Origin of the sequence: Desulfocicer vacuolatum DSM 3385, assembly GCF_900176365.1 — a bacterium.
Taxonomy (GTDB): Bacteria; Desulfobacterota; Desulfobacteria; order Desulfobacterales; family Desulfobacteraceae; genus Desulfocicer; species Desulfocicer vacuolatum.
The window spans coordinates 148,351-163,763 of record NZ_FWXY01000006.1 but is presented as its reverse complement, the minus strand read 5'-3'; the positions used below and the strand labels follow the sequence as shown (position 1 = coordinate 163,763).

General features: G+C 48.3%; 16 protein-coding genes. 12 read left to right on the top strand and 4 right to left on the bottom strand.

Annotation, left to right across the window (positions count from 1 at the left end; all coding sequences use genetic code 11):
• Window positions 1-30: 30 nt before the first annotated feature.
• Both B9A32_RS07460 and B9A32_RS07455 read right to left on the bottom strand, forming a co-directional pair.
• On the bottom strand, window positions 31-1,047 hold the full coding sequence (locus B9A32_RS07460; protein WP_084068083.1) for a molybdopterin-binding protein: 1,017 nt from the start codon (window positions 1,045-1,047) through the stop codon (window positions 31-33).
• 144 nt (window positions 1,048-1,191) lie between these two features.
• Window positions 1,192-1,863 carry a GntR family transcriptional regulator gene (locus B9A32_RS07455; protein ID WP_084068082.1) on the bottom strand — a complete coding sequence of 224 codons (672 nt, stop codon included), beginning with the start codon at window positions 1,861-1,863 and terminating at the stop codon, window positions 1,192-1,194.
• 302 nt (window positions 1,864-2,165) lie between these two features.
• Between B9A32_RS07455 and B9A32_RS07450 the strand changes: the two genes are divergently transcribed.
• Both B9A32_RS07450 and B9A32_RS07445 read left to right on the top strand, forming a co-directional pair.
• Window positions 2,166-2,849, top strand: coding sequence for a GntR family transcriptional regulator (locus B9A32_RS07450; RefSeq protein WP_084068081.1), 684 nt, complete (start codon window positions 2,166-2,168; stop codon window positions 2,847-2,849).
• Between the two features lie 12 nt (window positions 2,850-2,861).
• Window positions 2,862-3,206: a cupin domain-containing protein gene (locus B9A32_RS07445; protein ID WP_084068080.1), complete on the top strand. Its 345-nt coding sequence runs from the start codon at window positions 2,862-2,864 to the stop codon at window positions 3,204-3,206.
• A gap of 188 nt (window positions 3,207-3,394) precedes the next feature.
• Here B9A32_RS07445 and B9A32_RS21320 read toward each other — a convergent pair whose 3' ends face one another.
• Window positions 3,395-3,541 carry a hypothetical protein gene (locus tag B9A32_RS21320; RefSeq protein ID WP_170923749.1) on the bottom strand — a complete coding sequence of 49 codons (147 nt, stop codon included), beginning with the start codon at window positions 3,539-3,541 and terminating at the stop codon, window positions 3,395-3,397.
• Between the two features lie 32 nt (window positions 3,542-3,573).
• Here B9A32_RS21320 and B9A32_RS07440 point away from each other — a divergent pair, with 32 nt between their 5' ends.
• The 10 genes from B9A32_RS07440 to B9A32_RS07390 all read left to right on the top strand — a co-directional run bounded on the left by B9A32_RS07440 (window position 3,574) and on the right by B9A32_RS07390 (window position 14,359).
• Window positions 3,574-4,269 carry a DUF2848 family protein gene (locus B9A32_RS07440; protein WP_170923748.1) on the top strand — a complete coding sequence of 232 codons (696 nt, stop codon included), beginning with the start codon at window positions 3,574-3,576 and terminating at the stop codon, window positions 4,267-4,269.
• 163 nt (window positions 4,270-4,432) lie between these two features.
• The gene (locus tag B9A32_RS07435) at window positions 4,433-5,209 is read left to right on the top strand and encodes a carbon-nitrogen family hydrolase (RefSeq protein ID WP_084068078.1); all 777 of its coding nucleotides are present in this window, start codon (window positions 4,433-4,435) and stop codon (window positions 5,207-5,209) included.
• A gap of 167 nt (window positions 5,210-5,376) precedes the next feature.
• Window positions 5,377-6,573 (top strand): 4Fe-4S dicluster-binding protein, encoded by a 1,197-nt coding sequence (locus tag B9A32_RS07430; protein WP_084068077.1) that lies wholly within the window; start codon window positions 5,377-5,379, stop codon window positions 6,571-6,573.
• Window positions 6,574-6,820: 247 nt separating this feature from the next.
• The gene (locus B9A32_RS07420; RefSeq protein ID WP_084068073.1) at window positions 6,821-9,184 is read left to right on the top strand and encodes a xanthine dehydrogenase family protein molybdopterin-binding subunit; all 2,364 of its coding nucleotides are present in this window, start codon (window positions 6,821-6,823) and stop codon (window positions 9,182-9,184) included.
• Window positions 9,181-9,672 (top strand): (2Fe-2S)-binding protein, encoded by a 492-nt coding sequence (locus tag B9A32_RS07415; protein WP_084068071.1) that lies wholly within the window; start codon window positions 9,181-9,183, stop codon window positions 9,670-9,672. Before B9A32_RS07420 ends, B9A32_RS07415 begins: the two co-directional genes overlap by 4 nt.
• 111 nt (window positions 9,673-9,783) lie before the next feature.
• The gene (locus tag B9A32_RS07410; RefSeq protein ID WP_084068069.1) at window positions 9,784-10,683 is read left to right on the top strand and encodes an FAD binding domain-containing protein; all 900 of its coding nucleotides are present in this window, start codon (window positions 9,784-9,786) and stop codon (window positions 10,681-10,683) included.
• Window positions 10,684-10,814: 131 nt separating this feature from the next.
• Window positions 10,815-11,858, top strand: coding sequence for a TRAP transporter substrate-binding protein DctP (gene dctP, locus B9A32_RS07405; protein WP_084068067.1), 1,044 nt, complete (start codon window positions 10,815-10,817; stop codon window positions 11,856-11,858).
• Between the two features lie 277 nt (window positions 11,859-12,135).
• The gene (locus B9A32_RS07400; RefSeq protein ID WP_084068065.1) at window positions 12,136-13,452 is read left to right on the top strand and encodes a TRAP transporter large permease; all 1,317 of its coding nucleotides are present in this window, start codon (window positions 12,136-12,138) and stop codon (window positions 13,450-13,452) included.
• A 12-nt stretch (window positions 13,453-13,464) separates the two neighbouring features.
• Window positions 13,465-14,019 carry a TRAP transporter small permease subunit gene (locus tag B9A32_RS07395; protein ID WP_084068063.1) on the top strand — a complete coding sequence of 185 codons (555 nt, stop codon included), beginning with the start codon at window positions 13,465-13,467 and terminating at the stop codon, window positions 14,017-14,019.
• Between the two features lie 100 nt (window positions 14,020-14,119).
• A complete protein-coding gene (locus tag B9A32_RS07390; protein WP_084068228.1) occupies window positions 14,120-14,359 on the top strand; it encodes a hypothetical protein in 240 nt (79 codons plus the stop codon).
• A gap of 15 nt (window positions 14,360-14,374) precedes the next feature.
• Here B9A32_RS07390 and B9A32_RS07385 read toward each other — a convergent pair whose 3' ends face one another.
• Window positions 14,375-15,343, bottom strand: a complete 969-nt coding sequence (locus B9A32_RS07385; protein WP_084068061.1) for a class I SAM-dependent methyltransferase — start codon at window positions 15,341-15,343, stop codon at window positions 14,375-14,377.
• Window positions 15,344-15,413 lie beyond the last annotated feature (70 nt).

Sequence of the window (15,413 nt, the reverse complement as noted above, 5' to 3'; positions counted from 1 at the left end):
ACAACGAATGTTGAAAATGGAATAAAATTTCTATTTCCCAAATCCACAAATGGGAAATCTGCAATTTTTGCAATTGGAACAATAACCGCCATGGCCCATGCCTGCAATGGTCATGCGATCCACATTTTCCCCTGCCAGGAGCCGCGGCACAATGAGATCAAAAATGCTGGCCCTGTGGTACATGACACACCCGGGAAGACCAATGACGGGTATTTTGTCAAGAAAAGAGATCATGAACATGGCACCCGGAAGCACAGGCGCACCATAGGTGACCACATCTCCCCCGGCTGCACGGATGGAAGCGGGGGTCTGATCATCGGGATCAACGGACATACCGCCGGTGAGAGCAATCATCTGGGCACCATCCGCCACCAGCTCATGGATGGCGTTAACGGTCATTTCACGATCATCTGATACCAGAATTTCACGAAACACATCACTTCCCAGATCCTTGAATTTTTTCTTTACCACCGGACCGAATTTATCTTTTATTCTGCCACTGAACACCTCGCTGCCGGTGATGATCATTCCCACCTTAAGCGGGGCAAAGGGTTTTATTTCAATGATGGGAAAATGAGTCCGGCAGATCTCTTCCACTGCTTTTATTTTTTCATCTTCAATGGCCAGGGGAATAATGCGTGTACCTGCCAGATCCTGTTTTTCTTTAACAGTCTGGAGGGTATGAAGCGTTGCAAACATCACTTCATCAATGGCATTAATTTTTTCAAGGGCTTCAACGTTTATTTTTAAAAGTCCTTGATGCTGTGCCACAAAGGTGACCTTCCCCTCCACGGGTTGTGTCAATTCAATACCGCTTCCACTGGCTGCCAAAGCAATGCGCCGGGCCGCATCGTTTTCGTGTACCCGACCTTCAAAATCAGACACATAAATATGCCGTTTTCCAATATCCAGCATACGGGGAATATCTGCCGCCGTAATTACGTGGCCCTTTTTAAAGGCAGGACCTTTAAAGATATCAGGAACAATCTCCGTGATGTCATGGCACAGAATCATTCCAACTGCCTTTTCAACGGGAATACTTTTCATTTATTTTTTTCCTTTATGGATATCAATGTAACTGCCACGGGCGACCAAGTTCTGACCTTGGTCCACCCGCAACAAATATTGAAAATGCATGATGATCACAGGCAGGTCATATTCAGTTGCCCACAAAAAAATGATAATGGGAAATTACCGGGAATGGGGAACCGCTTGATGACTGACAGCAGCTTTACTTTGACTTAAATGATCTGAAAGAAGGGTTAATGCGGTGTCAACATCCCCTGCTTTAACAGCTTTTAGAATATTTTCATGTTCCAGCACCACCTGGTTCATGCGCCCTTCAACCACAAGGGCATAGCTGCCCATGATGTGAAGAATATCCCTGATGTTATCCATGATGGCAATAAGGCGCCGGTTTCCGGTCTGCCGGGCAAAAGCCATGTGAAAGGCACGATCTATCTCCATGAATTTGGCAATATCAGCGGATTCCATGGCAATACGGCGTTGATCGGCAAGACATTGGTCAATTTCAGTGAAATCAATTGTGGCGGATTGTGTACACACCATTTTAAACGTGTGGGTTTCAATAATTTGACGAAGTTCAAAAATCTCGTTGATATCCTGGGGTTTAAAACTATTTACCACCACCCCTTTTCGGGGGAGAAACTCAATGAGTCCCTGGGAAGAAAGCTCCAGCAGTGCCTCTCTCACCGGGGTTCGGGATATCCCAAGCTGCTGGGCCAGATTTTTTTCATTATAAATTGTACCGCTGGTAAGGGTGTTGGATAAAATTGACCCACGAAGGGCATTGTATGCCATTTTGGCCAGCGGTTCCGGTTTATTTAACTCAGTTAATTCCATCTTGCTCCTGATTCATCTTAATATTTTTTATATAATATATTGCACGTAACTTTAAATAGTGTCAAGACATAAGCCGTCACCGGACACAGAACAAAGCATAATATGGTTTAAAATCAATAGTTTATCGCTCCATCTTACGTTATCTTATACAGACAAATCACGCAACGCCACCCGGTCATCACCGGGCGTATCACTATATATCAGCCATAAAAAACTTGAACAAGCAATTAAAATCACTTGACATGGTTAATTACACATGTAATATATCACATTAAACATGCTAACAAAGGACAAACTCTGATATGGTACTGACAGATTTAGAGGGATTGGCTGAATTAAAAAAACCGGTACCTCTCACAAAAATGGCCTACGATGCCCTTCGCAGATCCATACTGACCAACCAATTGACGTCCGATGTGATTTACAATGAAAAAGGGCTTGCCCAGCAGCTTGGGATATCCCGAACCCCGGTGAGGGAAGCGTTGCTGGAACTTTCTTCCCAGGGACTGGTCTCCTTTTTGCCCCGAAAAGGGGTGGTGGTGAACAAGTTCACCCGGAAAGACATTGAAGAGATTTTTGAGCTTCGTTATCTCATTGAACTGGCATCGGTGAAAAAGATATGCCGCACCTGGACCGCCGACGATCTTTCCGGCATTGAACAATGCCTTGAAAAGCAGAAACAGCTTTTAAACCAGGCGGAAAATCCCATCACTTTCATGGAGATAGATCGTGACTTCCACGTGGCCATCAGCCAACTGACCGGTAACAAACGTCTGGTATCAATCATTCAAAATATCAGAGATATCCTGCAACTCATGGGCATTCGGGCACTTACCACCCGGGGACGAATGGAGAAAGTCATTCTTGAACACGCCAATATCCTTGGGGCAATAAAAAAACGAGATGTTGAAGAGGCACTTTTGCAGATGAGGGTCCACCTGGACCAGAGCAAAGATGCCGTTAAAATAATAAAATCTAAACAATAAAGGAAGGTTGTCATGGCAAAACCGGAAATAGAATTTATTGATTACGACACCGAGTATGAATGGAGACCAGTGGAAGGGGATACATTGGGTATCAAAGAAAAGATTTTAAGTCTTGACCCTGAAACCGGGGATTATACCCGAATGTTAAAATTTCCTCCGGGCATTGAGACCTCTGAAACCCTGGTCCACGAATTCTGGGAAGAGGTCCTTCTCATTGAAGGTACCCTCACCGACATCGCCAAAAAAGAGACCTATCTACCGGGATATTATGCCTGCCGTCCTCCGGGAATGCTCCACGGACCCTACAAAATCCCCAATGGCTGCGTCACCTTTGAGATCAGGTATCATAAAAAATAGACCTGAGCCCATGGCCCGTTTATGAACCGCCGTTCCCACGTTTTTGCCATCTATCCGGGAACGGTGGCAATATCAAGCCTGATTTTGTTGTTCAGGCTATTGAAACAAAAAGATAGCCTTACCTCCGGACATATTTTCATACTTTGTTGTGGGTGGAACCGAATCAAAATACGATCTGCCCGTGGCAGTTATTCAACATGAAATCGCCGGACAAAGATTTTACCGTCCATTGATCTGAATGCGATGGTTATAACTGCCATGGGCAGACCGTATGCTGATCCGGCTCTGCCCGCAACGAAACTTGAAATACGCTCCTGATTTCCGGCGTATTTCATATAAACTCTTTTTCACAGGGAGGACATTAATATTGGAAATAGATCTTACACTTGAAACCAAAGAAGGCACCGGGCCGTTGAAATTCAGCTACACCAAAATGGTCAATGCCGGTTTTACAGGAAAAAACCAGGAAGAAGTACGACACCATCTCACAGAACTTGCAGAAAAAGGTATTGAAGTACCGGACAGCACCCCGACCCTGTATCCGGTGGTGAGCCGTGCATTGTCCACGGAGGATGCCATGGAAGTGTTTGGCGACGAAACCTCCGGAGAACTTGAGTATGTATTGTTCATAAAAAATGAATCAGAAGTGTATGTGGGCGTGGGAAGTGACCACACCGATCGTAATCTGGAAGAATTTCATATTCCCCGATCCAAACAGATATGCCCCAATATCACATCTAAAACCGTGTGGCCCCTGGAAGAAATTAAAGAGCACTGGGACACATTAAGCATGCGATGCTCGGTGGTAAAAGATGGAGACACCATACTATACCAGGAAGGTGAGCTGGGCCTTCTTCTTAATCCGTCTGAATTAATGACCTTTGTTAAAGAAAAAATAGACGGTCCCCTGGACGGCACAGTGATCTATTCCGGTACCTTTAAAATGCTCACCGATGATTTTGTCTTTGCAGACAGTTTCTCAGGGGAGCTGGTGGACAGCAAACTAAATCGCAAGATTGAGTTTGCCTACGATGTCAAGCCCCTTGATTACATGGAAATCTAAATTGATGAAGTAAATATTCGATCAGCACCCCATCTTCACCTGTTTTGGATGACTCACCTGACACGTAGCATGCCACACAACCCACACAGACGAATGTGAGGCATGCCACAGACAGTTGCATTGCAAAACCGAATATTTACTTGATGAATCAGAGGAGAAAAAAATGAAAATCGCCTCCATTCAGATGTCGGTCATTGAAGGAGACAAGGCTGCAACCATTGAAAAGGCGGCAGCCCGGATTCAAACATGTGCAGATGCCGATCTTATCATGCTCCCGGAGATGTGGAATCTGGGTTTTCTAAGCTTTGACGCCTATGCAACAGAAGCCGAGGAAAAAAACGGTCCCACCCTGACCATGCTTTGTTCCATGGCTGAAAAAACAAATTCCTGGCTCCATTCCGGCAGTTTTGTGGAAAAAGAAGGCGCAAATCTTTACAACTCCAGTTATCTCATTTCTCCCCAGGGAAAAATCGCAGGCAGTTATCGTAAAATTCATCTGTTTGGATTCAATTCCAAAGAGACCCAGATTCTCACCCCCGGAGACGCCGTTTCCGTGGTGGATACCCCCCTGGGAAAAATAGGCATGGCCACCTGCTTTGACCTTCGATTTCCCGAACTGTTTCGAAAAATGGTGGACAAAGGAGCAGAACTTTTTCTGGTCTGTTCGGCATGGCCCTATCCAAGACTGGAAGCCTGGCAGATGCTAAACCGGGTCCGGGCCATGGAAAATCAATGTTTCCTTGTCTCCTCCAATTCTGTGGGCATGAACCGGGGTGTTCAATTTGTGGGCCACAGCATGGTGGCCGACCCATGGGGTGTTGTCATGGCTGGCGGCGGAGATGAAGAAACCGTTATCCGCACCGAGATTGATATTAAAAAAGTTGCCGCAGCCAGGGAAACATTCCCCGGTCTTGCTGGCAGGGTGGACTGGCTCAACTGACTCAATTGTCCCCCATTAAACCAGAAATCCAAAATGGAATTTTTTGGTTAAAACCCGACCTGGACAAACCGGAAGCAAAAAAAATTCCCGATTTTTTTGTCCCCAAAGTACAAAAATCGGGAACAAGATACAAAAATAAAAACCAACTATTTTAAGGATTATGAATAATGGCAAATTTAGGAATTGATTTTTGTGGTGTTCACTTTAAAAATCCCGTGGCTGCCGCATCGGCAGAACCCACATTGAACGCTGCAAACATGAAAAAATGTATTGATGCCGGAGCCGGTTCCGTTATAGCAAAAACCATGACAGACTCTTCGGACATGCGGGAGCTCACCACCCGGGCCAAATGGCGATTTCTCAACGAAAAACACGAAGTTTGCCATGGGAAAGTGCCCCGGGCCTTCAGCCTTTACAGCCGCAGCGGCCTTGCCCTGGAAACACCCAAAGAATTCATGAAGGAAATCCGGGAAACGGTGAAATATGCGGAACAAAATGACGCCGTGGTCATCGGCAGCATCGGCTCCACAGAGATAGACGGCTGGGTGGATCTGGGAAAACAGATGGAAGACGGCGGTGTTCCTCTCATTGAGTTGAATTTTGGCTGCCCCCATCCCAAACTGATGCCCGGAGTTCGCACAGGTATGAACGTTGGACAAGATTTCAACTATGCCAGCGAAATCACCAATGCCGTTGCCAATGCCGTAAAGGTTCCCATCATTATTAAGGTCACCCCCCAGGTCACCGATCTGGTCCAATTTTCCGGCATGCTCAAAGACGCCGGTGCCGGCGCTGTTACCCTGACCAACCGATTCATCGGATTTGTACCGGACATTGAAACAGGCAAGCCCCTGATTTACGGCAAAGCAGGCATTGGCGGTCCCTGGGTAAAACCCCTGACCCTGAGATGGATCAACGAAGTGCGCACCGCATTTGGTAAAGAACTTCCCATCACAGGTACCAACGGTGCCTATGACTGGCGCGACATTGTCATGTTCATCATGAGCGGTGCCAGTGTGGTTCAGATCTGTTCCGCCGTCATGTGTTATGGATATGAGTGGCTGGGCAAACAGGTGCGGGGTCTTGAAAAATTCATGGACGAAAAAGGCTATGCCACCATTGACGACATGCTGGGCATTGCCACGGACGCAGCCATTGAATATTCCCAGATGCCCCCGGAAAAAGCCCATGTTAATGAGGATATCTGCAAAGACTGCGGCATGTGCCTCAAAGCCTGTTTTTCCGATGCCATGCAGCAGGGCGACGGCCATGTATATGTTAAACAGGAAAATTGTGTGGGATGCGGCGGCTGTCTCTCTGTGTGCCCTGTGGACGGCTCCATAGAAATTGCACCCAACAAGTAAAATCCTGCAAGTGTGCCCATGGCAATGTTCATGAAAAATTAACAATGCAGGGGCAGAATCTCTTTCTACCCCCAGTTTTGCCCCTTGCCATGGTCACCATACAACCGCCACGGACGGACCGTGTTCTGATCCGGTTCCGCCCGCAACAAATCTTGAAGTACACCCCTGATCTGCGGAGTATTTCATATGAAAAAATGGGCCTTGAAGGGTTCGTTTTTCAATTTGCACAAAGGATGAGGAGGATAGTGTGGAAAACAGAGAAACAAGGTTAATTTCAGGAAAGGGCCAGTATGCCGATGACCTTGATTTTCCCGGCATGGCCCATCTGGTGTTTGTAGGGAGTCCCCACGCCCATGCCGTGATTAAACGGCTGGAAGTGGACAAGGCCCTCAAGGTTCCCGGTGTACTCACCGTGATCACTGGCCAAGAGATGGTGAAATACACCAACCCGCTGCCGGTGCAGGCCAATTTTAAAAGCAAGGGATGGACCTGGCGACTGGCCCATGTCTATGCCATGCCAAAGGATAAGGTCCGCTGGTATGGCGAGCCTGTGGCTGCGGTGGTGGCTGAAGATGAAAAAACAGCCCGGAAAGCCGCAGATCTTGTGGAAGTTGAATATGAACCCCTGGCAGTGACGGGCAATGCCCTGGAAGCCCTGGAACCGGATGCACCCAAACTTTACGATGACTGGGAAGACAACAAGCAGGTGCATCTGAAATTTGATTTTGGAGAGCCGGAGACAGCCTTTGAAGAAGCTGACCAGGTGATGCACATCAAAACACGGGAAGGACGTGTCACAGGTCTTCCCATTGAGGGCCGGGGCTGTGTGGCCAATTATAATCTTAAAAAAGATACCCTGGAAATGTGGGGATCGTTCCAGACCCCTTACCTTGCCCGGCACAACATTGCCGCCACACTGGGCATGCCCGAGGTAAAGGTAAAAATCAATGCCGTGGACATCGGCGGTGCATTTGGCCTTAAAATCCATGCCTGGAAAGAAAATGTGGTGGCCCTGGCATCCAAGCTCACCGGCCGCCATGTGAAATGGTTTGAACCCCAGAAGGATTTCATTGTCACAGGTCCCCACCAGCGGGATGTTTTCTGGGAAGGGGATGTGGCCTTTAAAAATGATGGCACCCTTTTGGGGGTAAAAGCCACTGTCACCCATGACCTGGGGGTGGAAAGTACCAACAAAGGTATTGCCGCATTAAGTATCTTTCCCGCCTGTTCTGCTGTACCCAACATGTACCGTTGGAAGGGGATGCACATTGAAGGGGTGGGCGCTGCCACCAACAAATCCTTTTATTGCGCCTACCGGGGTTATGGCAAAGACAAGGGCATCAAGTTCATTGAGCACGCCCTGAATCAGATCGCCCGGAAGCTTGGCATGACGCCTGAAGCCATTCGCCTGAAAAACTACATCCAGCCCGACGAATTTCCCTATCATCAGATTAACAGTTATGTCTACGACAGCGGCGATTATCCGGGCACCTTGAAAAAGGCCCTGGACATGGCCAATGTGGATGAAGTCCGGGCAAAAAAAGAGCAATATCTTAAAGAAGGAAAATATATCGGCGTGGGTGTCATATCCGCCATAGAACCGGCCGGCGTGGCTGTTCCCAATTGTCAGATGGGCGGCATCACCCAGGCCCGGGTACAGATCACCGCCGACGGCACCATTGAGGTACACAGCGATCGCACTGAAATCGGCCAGGGCAGTGAAGCAAGCCATGCCATTATTGTTTCCAATATTCTGGGATGTAACCGGGAGGATGTGCTTGTCAAACCGGTGACTTCAGATTACATCGGCCAGGGCCCCCTGTCCAGCCGTGGCGCTGTCTATCCGGCCAGTGCCGTTGCCAAGGCAGCCAAAATCTTAAAGAAAAAGGTATCCCAGTGTGCAGCGGCCTTTCTCAAGGTCGATGAAGCCAGCCTTGTTATGGAAGGCGGCTTGATTTTTTCCAGCAACAATCCCGACGAAAAACTCACCTACAAAGAACTTGCGGAAAAATCCTACTTTTTTCCCGGTCCCCGGGGACTTCCTCCGGAAATATTGAAAAACCATGATCATCTTTTGGACGTCACCACCACCTGGTACAGCCCCACCACCCCGGATTCAGGATCATCCTACACCAGTTTCTGCACCTCGGCGGACGTGGCCGTGGTGGAGGTGGACATTGACACCGGTGCCACAAAAATCATCAAATATGCCCATGTCCACGATGCCGGAACCATCATTGACAAACAGATTGTGGACGGACAGATCCACGGCGGTATTGTCCAGGGCATTGGCGAAGCCCTGTCAGAACGGCTGGATTACAACGAAAAAGGACAACTGATGACCTCGTCCTTTTCCACCTATCTCATTCCCACGGCAGTGGAGGCCCCGGACATTGAAGTGGCCCACCTGGAAACCCCGTCACCGTTTACGGAAACGGGCAGCAAAGGCATGGGGGAAGCCCCCATCATTGGCAGCAAAGCCGTGATTCTGGCAGCCATTGAAGATGCTCTGACCCCCTTTAACATAGAAGTAAATGAATCGCCTGCAACACCGGAACGGGTCAGAAGCTGGATTGTGGCAGCCCGCAAGGAACAGGAGGAATCCAAATGAAAATGCCGGTTACATTGAACATAAACAACACCACCTGGAACCTTGACATTGATGCCAATGCCACCCTGCTTGAGGTACTGCGAAACAACGTCCTTAACCAACAAAGTGTCCATAGAAGCTGTGAAGAAGGAGAGTGCGGTGCCTGCACCGTTCTCATGGACGGTAAGCCTGTGAACAGCTGTCTTGTCATGGCGGCATCGGCCCAGGGCTCAACCATTATCACCTCGGAAGGACTCATGAGAGGAGATGAACTGCATCCCCTGATGAAGGCATTTGTGGATGAACTGGGACTTCAATGCGGATTCTGCACCCCGGGTATGGTGATGTCTGCCTATGCCCTGATAAACCAGTGGGAAGACGAGGAACTTTCCGACATGGATATTCGCAAAGCCATTGAGGGGAACCTGTGTCGCTGCACTGGATATGTCAACATCGTTAACTCCATCCGCCGGGCCAAACAAGCCAAAGATGCAGGCAACTGGTGGTAATCCGGAATCCGGGATAAGGGCTTTTACGCAGGGTCAACCATCTTGCGGCGGTTGCCGATAAATGGGTTGAGAATCCCGTGCAAAAGCCCATGATAAAAAAAGGGGTATCACATGAAAAATTTTGTAGGTTCAAGGGCGCTGCCCGACCTGGTATACCATTGTCCTGAAAATATGAACGCGCTCATGGCGCTGTTTGACACCATCCAGGGGGAGTACAAAATCGTTGCCGGATGTACCGATTTTATTCCTGCTGTCCGGGGGGGGAGATGGTCTTTCAACGACGGCTTGTCGCTCATTGATATAAAAAAAATTGATGAATTAAATTTTATTAAAGAAACCGACGGCATCGTCACCATTGGTGCGGTGACCCCATTGTCCACCATCATGTCATCGGATATTGTTCAAAAACATGCCCCCGGGCTTTGCCATGCCATGTCCACCATGGCCTCACCCCAGGTGAGAAATGTGGGCACCATGGGGGGCAACATTGCCATGTCTTCTCCGGCCGGAGATACGGTTCCCTCCCTTCTTGCCCTGGGTGCATCCGTGATCATCAAAGGCAAACAAGAAGAAAAAAAAGTGGCTCTGGATCAATTTTTCACAGGTCCGGGGAAAAATATCATGGCATCCAACGAGGTGCTCAAAGCCATTGAGTTCCCCGCCCTTAAAGCTGATGAATCGGTTCATTTTCAAAAAATCGGTACCCGGGATGCCGTGATCATTTCCATTGTATCGGCAGCATCCTTTCTCAAGGTGGAAAACGGTGTATGTAAAGCGGCCCGCATTGCACTGGGCTCGGTGGCCCCCACACCCATAAGGGTTCCCAAGGCTGAAGCGTTTCTTAAAAATAAACCCGCCACCCGGGAAGTATTGGCACAATGTGCCGAACTGGTGGCCCGGGAAATTTCTCCCATCACCGACTTGAGAGCCAGTGCCGATTATCGAAGGGATCTGTCTGAAACCCTTTCCCGGCGTACACTCATGGCGTGCCTGGATGATTTAAACCCATAACGTCAACCTCTCCTCTTGAATCATGTATTCAAAAGGGGACACACTGATGAAAAACTTTAGCAGACTGTGGTCAGAACACGGTCTGCCCGTGGCAGTTATTTTAATCAACCGCTTTGATAAAGGAGAGTTCTATGAAGTATGCAAAAGCAGTCAAATGTATGATCGTTGCCATATCGTTTATTGCACTTTGCGGATTTATCTCGACCAGTGCAGTGGCCGCAGACAAAGTTTACAAATGGCGTGCCCAGACCTATGCCGTTCCCGGAAGTGTTGGATACAAAGCCCTTGAAACGTCCTTAAAAGATTTAAAAGCGGCATCCAACGGACGACTGGATATCAAACTTTACGGTGTCGGTTCCCTTGTGGGGCCCTTTGAGCAGCTGGATGCCATGGGCATGGGTATTTTTGAATGCGGTTTCAACGCCCCTGCCTATTATGCCGGTAAAGATCCCGCATTTGCCGCATTGTTCAGCCTCATGAGTATCTGGGAAAGTACAAGTGATGTTAAAATCTGGAGTTACTACTTTGGCGGTCTGGAACTTGCCCGGGAACTCTATGGAAAATATAAAGTTCACTATGTGGGACCGGCCCTTGTGGGTGCAGAACCCATCATGTCCAAAGTTCCCCTGAAACAACTGTCCGATTTCAACGGTATTAAAATCAGAACCGCCGGTGGGCTTACCTCGGAACTGTTTAAAAAACTGGGGGCATCTCCGGTAAAAATGGGCGGTGGAGAACTTTACACAGGCCTTGACACAGGGGTTGTGGATGCAGCAGAGTTTGTAAGTCTTGCAGAAAACCATGACATCGGTCTGCAAGAAGTAACAGAATATGTTCTTTATCCCTCCTTCCACGGCAATACTGCCACCTGCGATTTCACCGTTAATCAGAAAGCCTGGAACAAATTACCGGATGACCTTAAAGCCTTAATGGAATCCTGGGTGTTTGAACTGGATGCCCGGTTTGATTATCAGTCCGCAGCAGAAAGCGCCCGGGCACTACAGAAAATGAAAAAGAAAGGACTTGTTCACACCCAGCTTTCCAGTGAAGACATGGCCAAAGCAAGGCAAATTTCCCTTGACGTTGCCAATGAGTGGAAAAAGAAGAGCCCCATGTCTGCAAAAGTCATTGATTCTATCCTGGATTACCTTAAATTAACAGGCTCCATTAAATAAAATAAATCTCATCACAACATCGCCCCAGGGGATGATGTTGTGATGCAATTAAACCTCTCACCGTATCAAGTTTGGATGTGGCAATAATTTAGGCAATTGGCGGATAAAAATATATCGGGATGCGCAGAATTTTTATTCGTATTCAAGGCGGATCTTGCCATGCATAGTGGTTCTATGTATGCCAAAACCCAACGCAGAAAACGGATAAAAACACAAACAGGCCGGTATATTCTTTGACACAAATAGCCTTATGCCATGAACATATTAAGGAGATCTTATGGAGCCAGGATTATTAACCATATTGATGTTCAGTTCTTTTTTCGCGCTGCTGGCCCTGGGAATTCCCCTGGCATGGACCACCGGAAGTCTGGGACTGATATTTGCCTTTTTCCTGTGGGGACCGGATGCCATGTCCGTTGTGGTGCTTCGGGTATGGGATGTCATGGGAAGTTTCAGCATGATCGCCATCCCCCTTTTCGTCTTCATGGGCAACATGCTGCAAAAGTCCGGCATTGCCCATGATCTGTTCAAGGCCATCCAGGTCTGGGTGGGGGGGCTCCGGGGGGGCATTGCCGCAGCCACCATTTTACTTTGTACCGTACTGGCCGCCATGATTGGTACTGTGGGAGCAGATGTGACCATCACCGGCCTCATTGCCCTGCCCTTTATGTTCCAGCGGGGATATGACCGCCACATGGCCCTGGGCTCCATTGTGGCAGGCGGTGCACTGGGGGTATTGGTTCCCCCCAGCATCATGTTCATTGTTTACGGCGTCACCGTGGGAGAATCCATTGGTAAGCTGTTCATGGGCGGTGTGGGACCGGGATTGTTGTTTGGCGGTCTTTACATTGCTTATATCCTTATTAAATGTTATCTGGACCCGTCTGCCGGACCGGCGGCCCCTGAGGAAGAGCGCAATGTGCCGCTGATTCAGAAAATTGCTTTGTTCAAATCCCTTATTCTCCCCATTGGCTTGATTCTCGGGGTGATGGGTTCCATCTTCGGCGGCATTGCCACCCCGGGTGAAGCAGCCGGTGTGGGGGCCCTGGGTGCCATTTTATGTGCAGGCGTAAGAAAACAGTTAGACTGGAACAACTTAAGCGATTCCCTGTATGAAACCATGAAAACCGTGGGATTGATACTATGGATTGTCTTTGGTGCCATGGTGTTCATTGCCACCTATACACTGGGCGGCGGCGCTGAATTTGTAAAAACCGCTCTGGTGGCCCTGCCCCTTAACCCCTGGCTGGTGTTGATCATCATCCAGGTTATTCTGCTTTTCCTTGGCATGGTGCTGGATATTATCGGTATCACCGTTCTTCTGGCCCCGATCTTTGTACCGGTTATCACAGAGCTGGGGTTTGATCCATTATGGTTCGGCGTCATATTTAATCTTAATCTGCAGATTGCCTATCTCTCTCCGCCCTTTGGATACTCCATATTTTATCTCAAGGCTGTGGCACCGCCCGATGTTACCATGGCGGATCTTTATAAATCCGTCCTGCCCTATATGGCGCTTCAGATTGTGGGCATGATTCTGTGCATGGTGTTTCCCCAGATCATTCTCTGGCTTCCCAACCTGATGGTGCAATAAAAGGAGAAAACAATGACACAACAAAACTCTCAAACCATGGCGCAGGAGGCAGAGTTTGCCTACCTTACAAAAATCGCAGACTCCCTGGATCAAATCAGTGAATGGCAGGGCAAGGCTGTTTCTCTGCTGATCCTGGTGGCCACACTTCAAATCTGCTATGAACTGGTGATGCGGTATTTTTTCAATGCACCCACGGTGTGGGGACTTGAAATGACTGTGTACCTTTGCGGTACCACCTATGTGATGTCCGGGGCCTATGCAGAACGGTATGGTGCCCACATCCGGGTGGATGTTTTTTACAACAACTGGCGTCCCCGGACCCAGGCCTGGTTTGATCTTCTGGTGACAGATCTGTTTCTTTTTTTCTTCAGTGGTGCATTGCTGTGGCACGGCAGCATCTGGTTCTGGGAATCAGTGAACCAGGGATTGACCTCGGGCACCATCTGGGACCCCATCATCTGGCCCATGCGTCTTGTCATTGTGCTGGGTGCTCTGATGCTTATGGTATCTGGTATCCCTAAATTTTTGCGGGATCTGACCCGGGCGGTGTGGAACGTTAAGATTTAATTTTTACCGGTGGATTTCCTTGTTCATTTTTTATTCAGGGGGATTCACCGGCTTTTTATCCCTCTTTATTATCCCCATTCATCTATACATCCCAAATAAGATGAAACAGTTACAATCTGCTGGTTATATTCCAACGACCTGTTTTACCCTTCCCAAGACCTGCTGGACCGATAATTTCTATGCACCACAAGTAGAGGTTCAAAAAGCCTTCCAAAGAAAACATGCAAATAATGATGCCGCCCATGCCTTTATTGAAAACCAAAGGCATGAGCAACGGTTATATGAAAAATATAAAGAATACTATGGATATGTCTTTTATATCGTCAAAAAAAGACAATGATCTGAAATCCATGGTTCAGTGTGCCACCAAAAGCTTCCAGCAGCGGTGAATCTGCTTATGCTTTCGTCTGTAATCCTCGGGTATGGTGAAGCTGGTGATCTCCTTATGATTTTCCAGGGGCAGCAGATCCATGCGCGGGGTGAAATCTTGATGGTTGGTGGAAAAATAGATGACTCCCCCGGGGCGCATGACTTTAATCACCAGGTTGAGCAGATCGGGGTGATCCCTGTCAATATCAAAGTGATCCCCCTTACTTCTCCTTGTAAAAAATGAAGGCGGGTCCACCACGCAGATATCAAACATCTGACCTTCCCGGGCCGCCTCTTTTAAAAAATCAAAGGTGTCTGCCTGGATCAGGTGATTGTTCTCCAGGGAAATCTCATTTAAAATCATGTTTTCCCGGGCCCAGTCAATGGTGCTTTGGGAGCGATCCACAGACGTGGTGGTAACTGCCCCACCCCTGGCACCATAACAGGAAAAAGAAGCTGTATAGCAAAACAGATTCAACAACGCTTTTCCCGATACCGCCTCCCTGACCATCATCCGGGTATTTCGATGATCAGAAAAAAGCCCGGTGTCCACATAATCCCACAAATTAATATAAAAATTCAGGTCACGCTCCTGCATCACAATCTTTTTGTTGGTGGTGTCAAAGCGTTGGTAACGCTTGCCGTCCTGGTGTCCTGCCTGTCTCTGTTTTAAATGAATATGCTCCGGTGCCACACCCAGGGCCCGGCCCACGGCATCCCCCATCATGGGCAGCCACCGGGGATTGGAGTCCCTTCGGGTGTATTCGGCCACCACCACATGGCCCCCATACCAGTCCACAGCGGCCCGGATTTCCGGAATATCGCCGTCATAGAGCCGAAACACCTCAATGTTTTGCTTTGCAAAGCGTTTTTTCAGATGTTTATATTGCTTTTTAACACGGTTGGCCAGCATTTCAGCCTGTTTCACATATTTTGAGTCTGACGTTGTATACATTTATATCTAAAAATCCTTTGGATATTGGGTGCCTGGCAGCAGCTTTTGATCGTTGAATTTTTTTTTATAT

What these genes read in the sequence shown, in the direction of transcription:
- dctP (WP_084068067.1), top strand. Translation starts at nt 10,815, where the DNA reads ATGAAGTATGCAAAAGCAGTCAAATGTATGATCGTTGCCATATCGTTT.
- B9A32_RS07400 (WP_084068065.1), top strand. Translation starts at nt 12,136, where the DNA reads ATGGAGCCAGGATTATTAACCATATTGATGTTCAGTTCTTTTTTCGCG.
- B9A32_RS07430 (WP_084068077.1), top strand. Translation starts at nt 5,377, where the DNA reads ATGGCAAATTTAGGAATTGATTTTTGTGGTGTTCACTTTAAAAATCCC.
- B9A32_RS07445 (WP_084068080.1), top strand. Translation starts at nt 2,862, where the DNA reads ATGGCAAAACCGGAAATAGAATTTATTGATTACGACACCGAGTATGAA.
- B9A32_RS07450 (WP_084068081.1), top strand. Translation starts at nt 2,166, where the DNA reads ATGGTACTGACAGATTTAGAGGGATTGGCTGAATTAAAAAAACCGGTA.
- B9A32_RS07455 (WP_084068082.1), bottom strand. Translation starts at nt 1,863, where the DNA reads ATGGAATTAACTGAGTTAAATAAACCGGAACCGCTGGCCAAAATGGCA.
- B9A32_RS07460 (WP_084068083.1), bottom strand. Translation starts at nt 1,047, where the DNA reads ATGAAAAGTATTCCCGTTGAAAAGGCAGTTGGAATGATTCTGTGCCAT.
- B9A32_RS07410 (WP_084068069.1), top strand. Translation starts at nt 9,784, where the DNA reads ATGAAAAATTTTGTAGGTTCAAGGGCGCTGCCCGACCTGGTATACCAT.
- B9A32_RS07415 (WP_084068071.1), top strand. Translation starts at nt 9,181, where the DNA reads ATGAAAATGCCGGTTACATTGAACATAAACAACACCACCTGGAACCTT.
- B9A32_RS07435 (WP_084068078.1), top strand. Translation starts at nt 4,433, where the DNA reads ATGAAAATCGCCTCCATTCAGATGTCGGTCATTGAAGGAGACAAGGCT.
- B9A32_RS07395 (WP_084068063.1), top strand. Translation starts at nt 13,465, where the DNA reads ATGACACAACAAAACTCTCAAACCATGGCGCAGGAGGCAGAGTTTGCC.
- B9A32_RS07390 (WP_084068228.1), top strand. Translation starts at nt 14,120, where the DNA reads ATGAAACAGTTACAATCTGCTGGTTATATTCCAACGACCTGTTTTACC.
- B9A32_RS21320 (WP_170923749.1), bottom strand. Translation starts at nt 3,541, where the DNA reads ATGAAATACGCCGGAAATCAGGAGCGTATTTCAAGTTTCGTTGCGGGC.
- B9A32_RS07385 (WP_084068061.1), bottom strand. Translation starts at nt 15,343, where the DNA reads ATGTATACAACGTCAGACTCAAAATATGTGAAACAGGCTGAAATGCTG.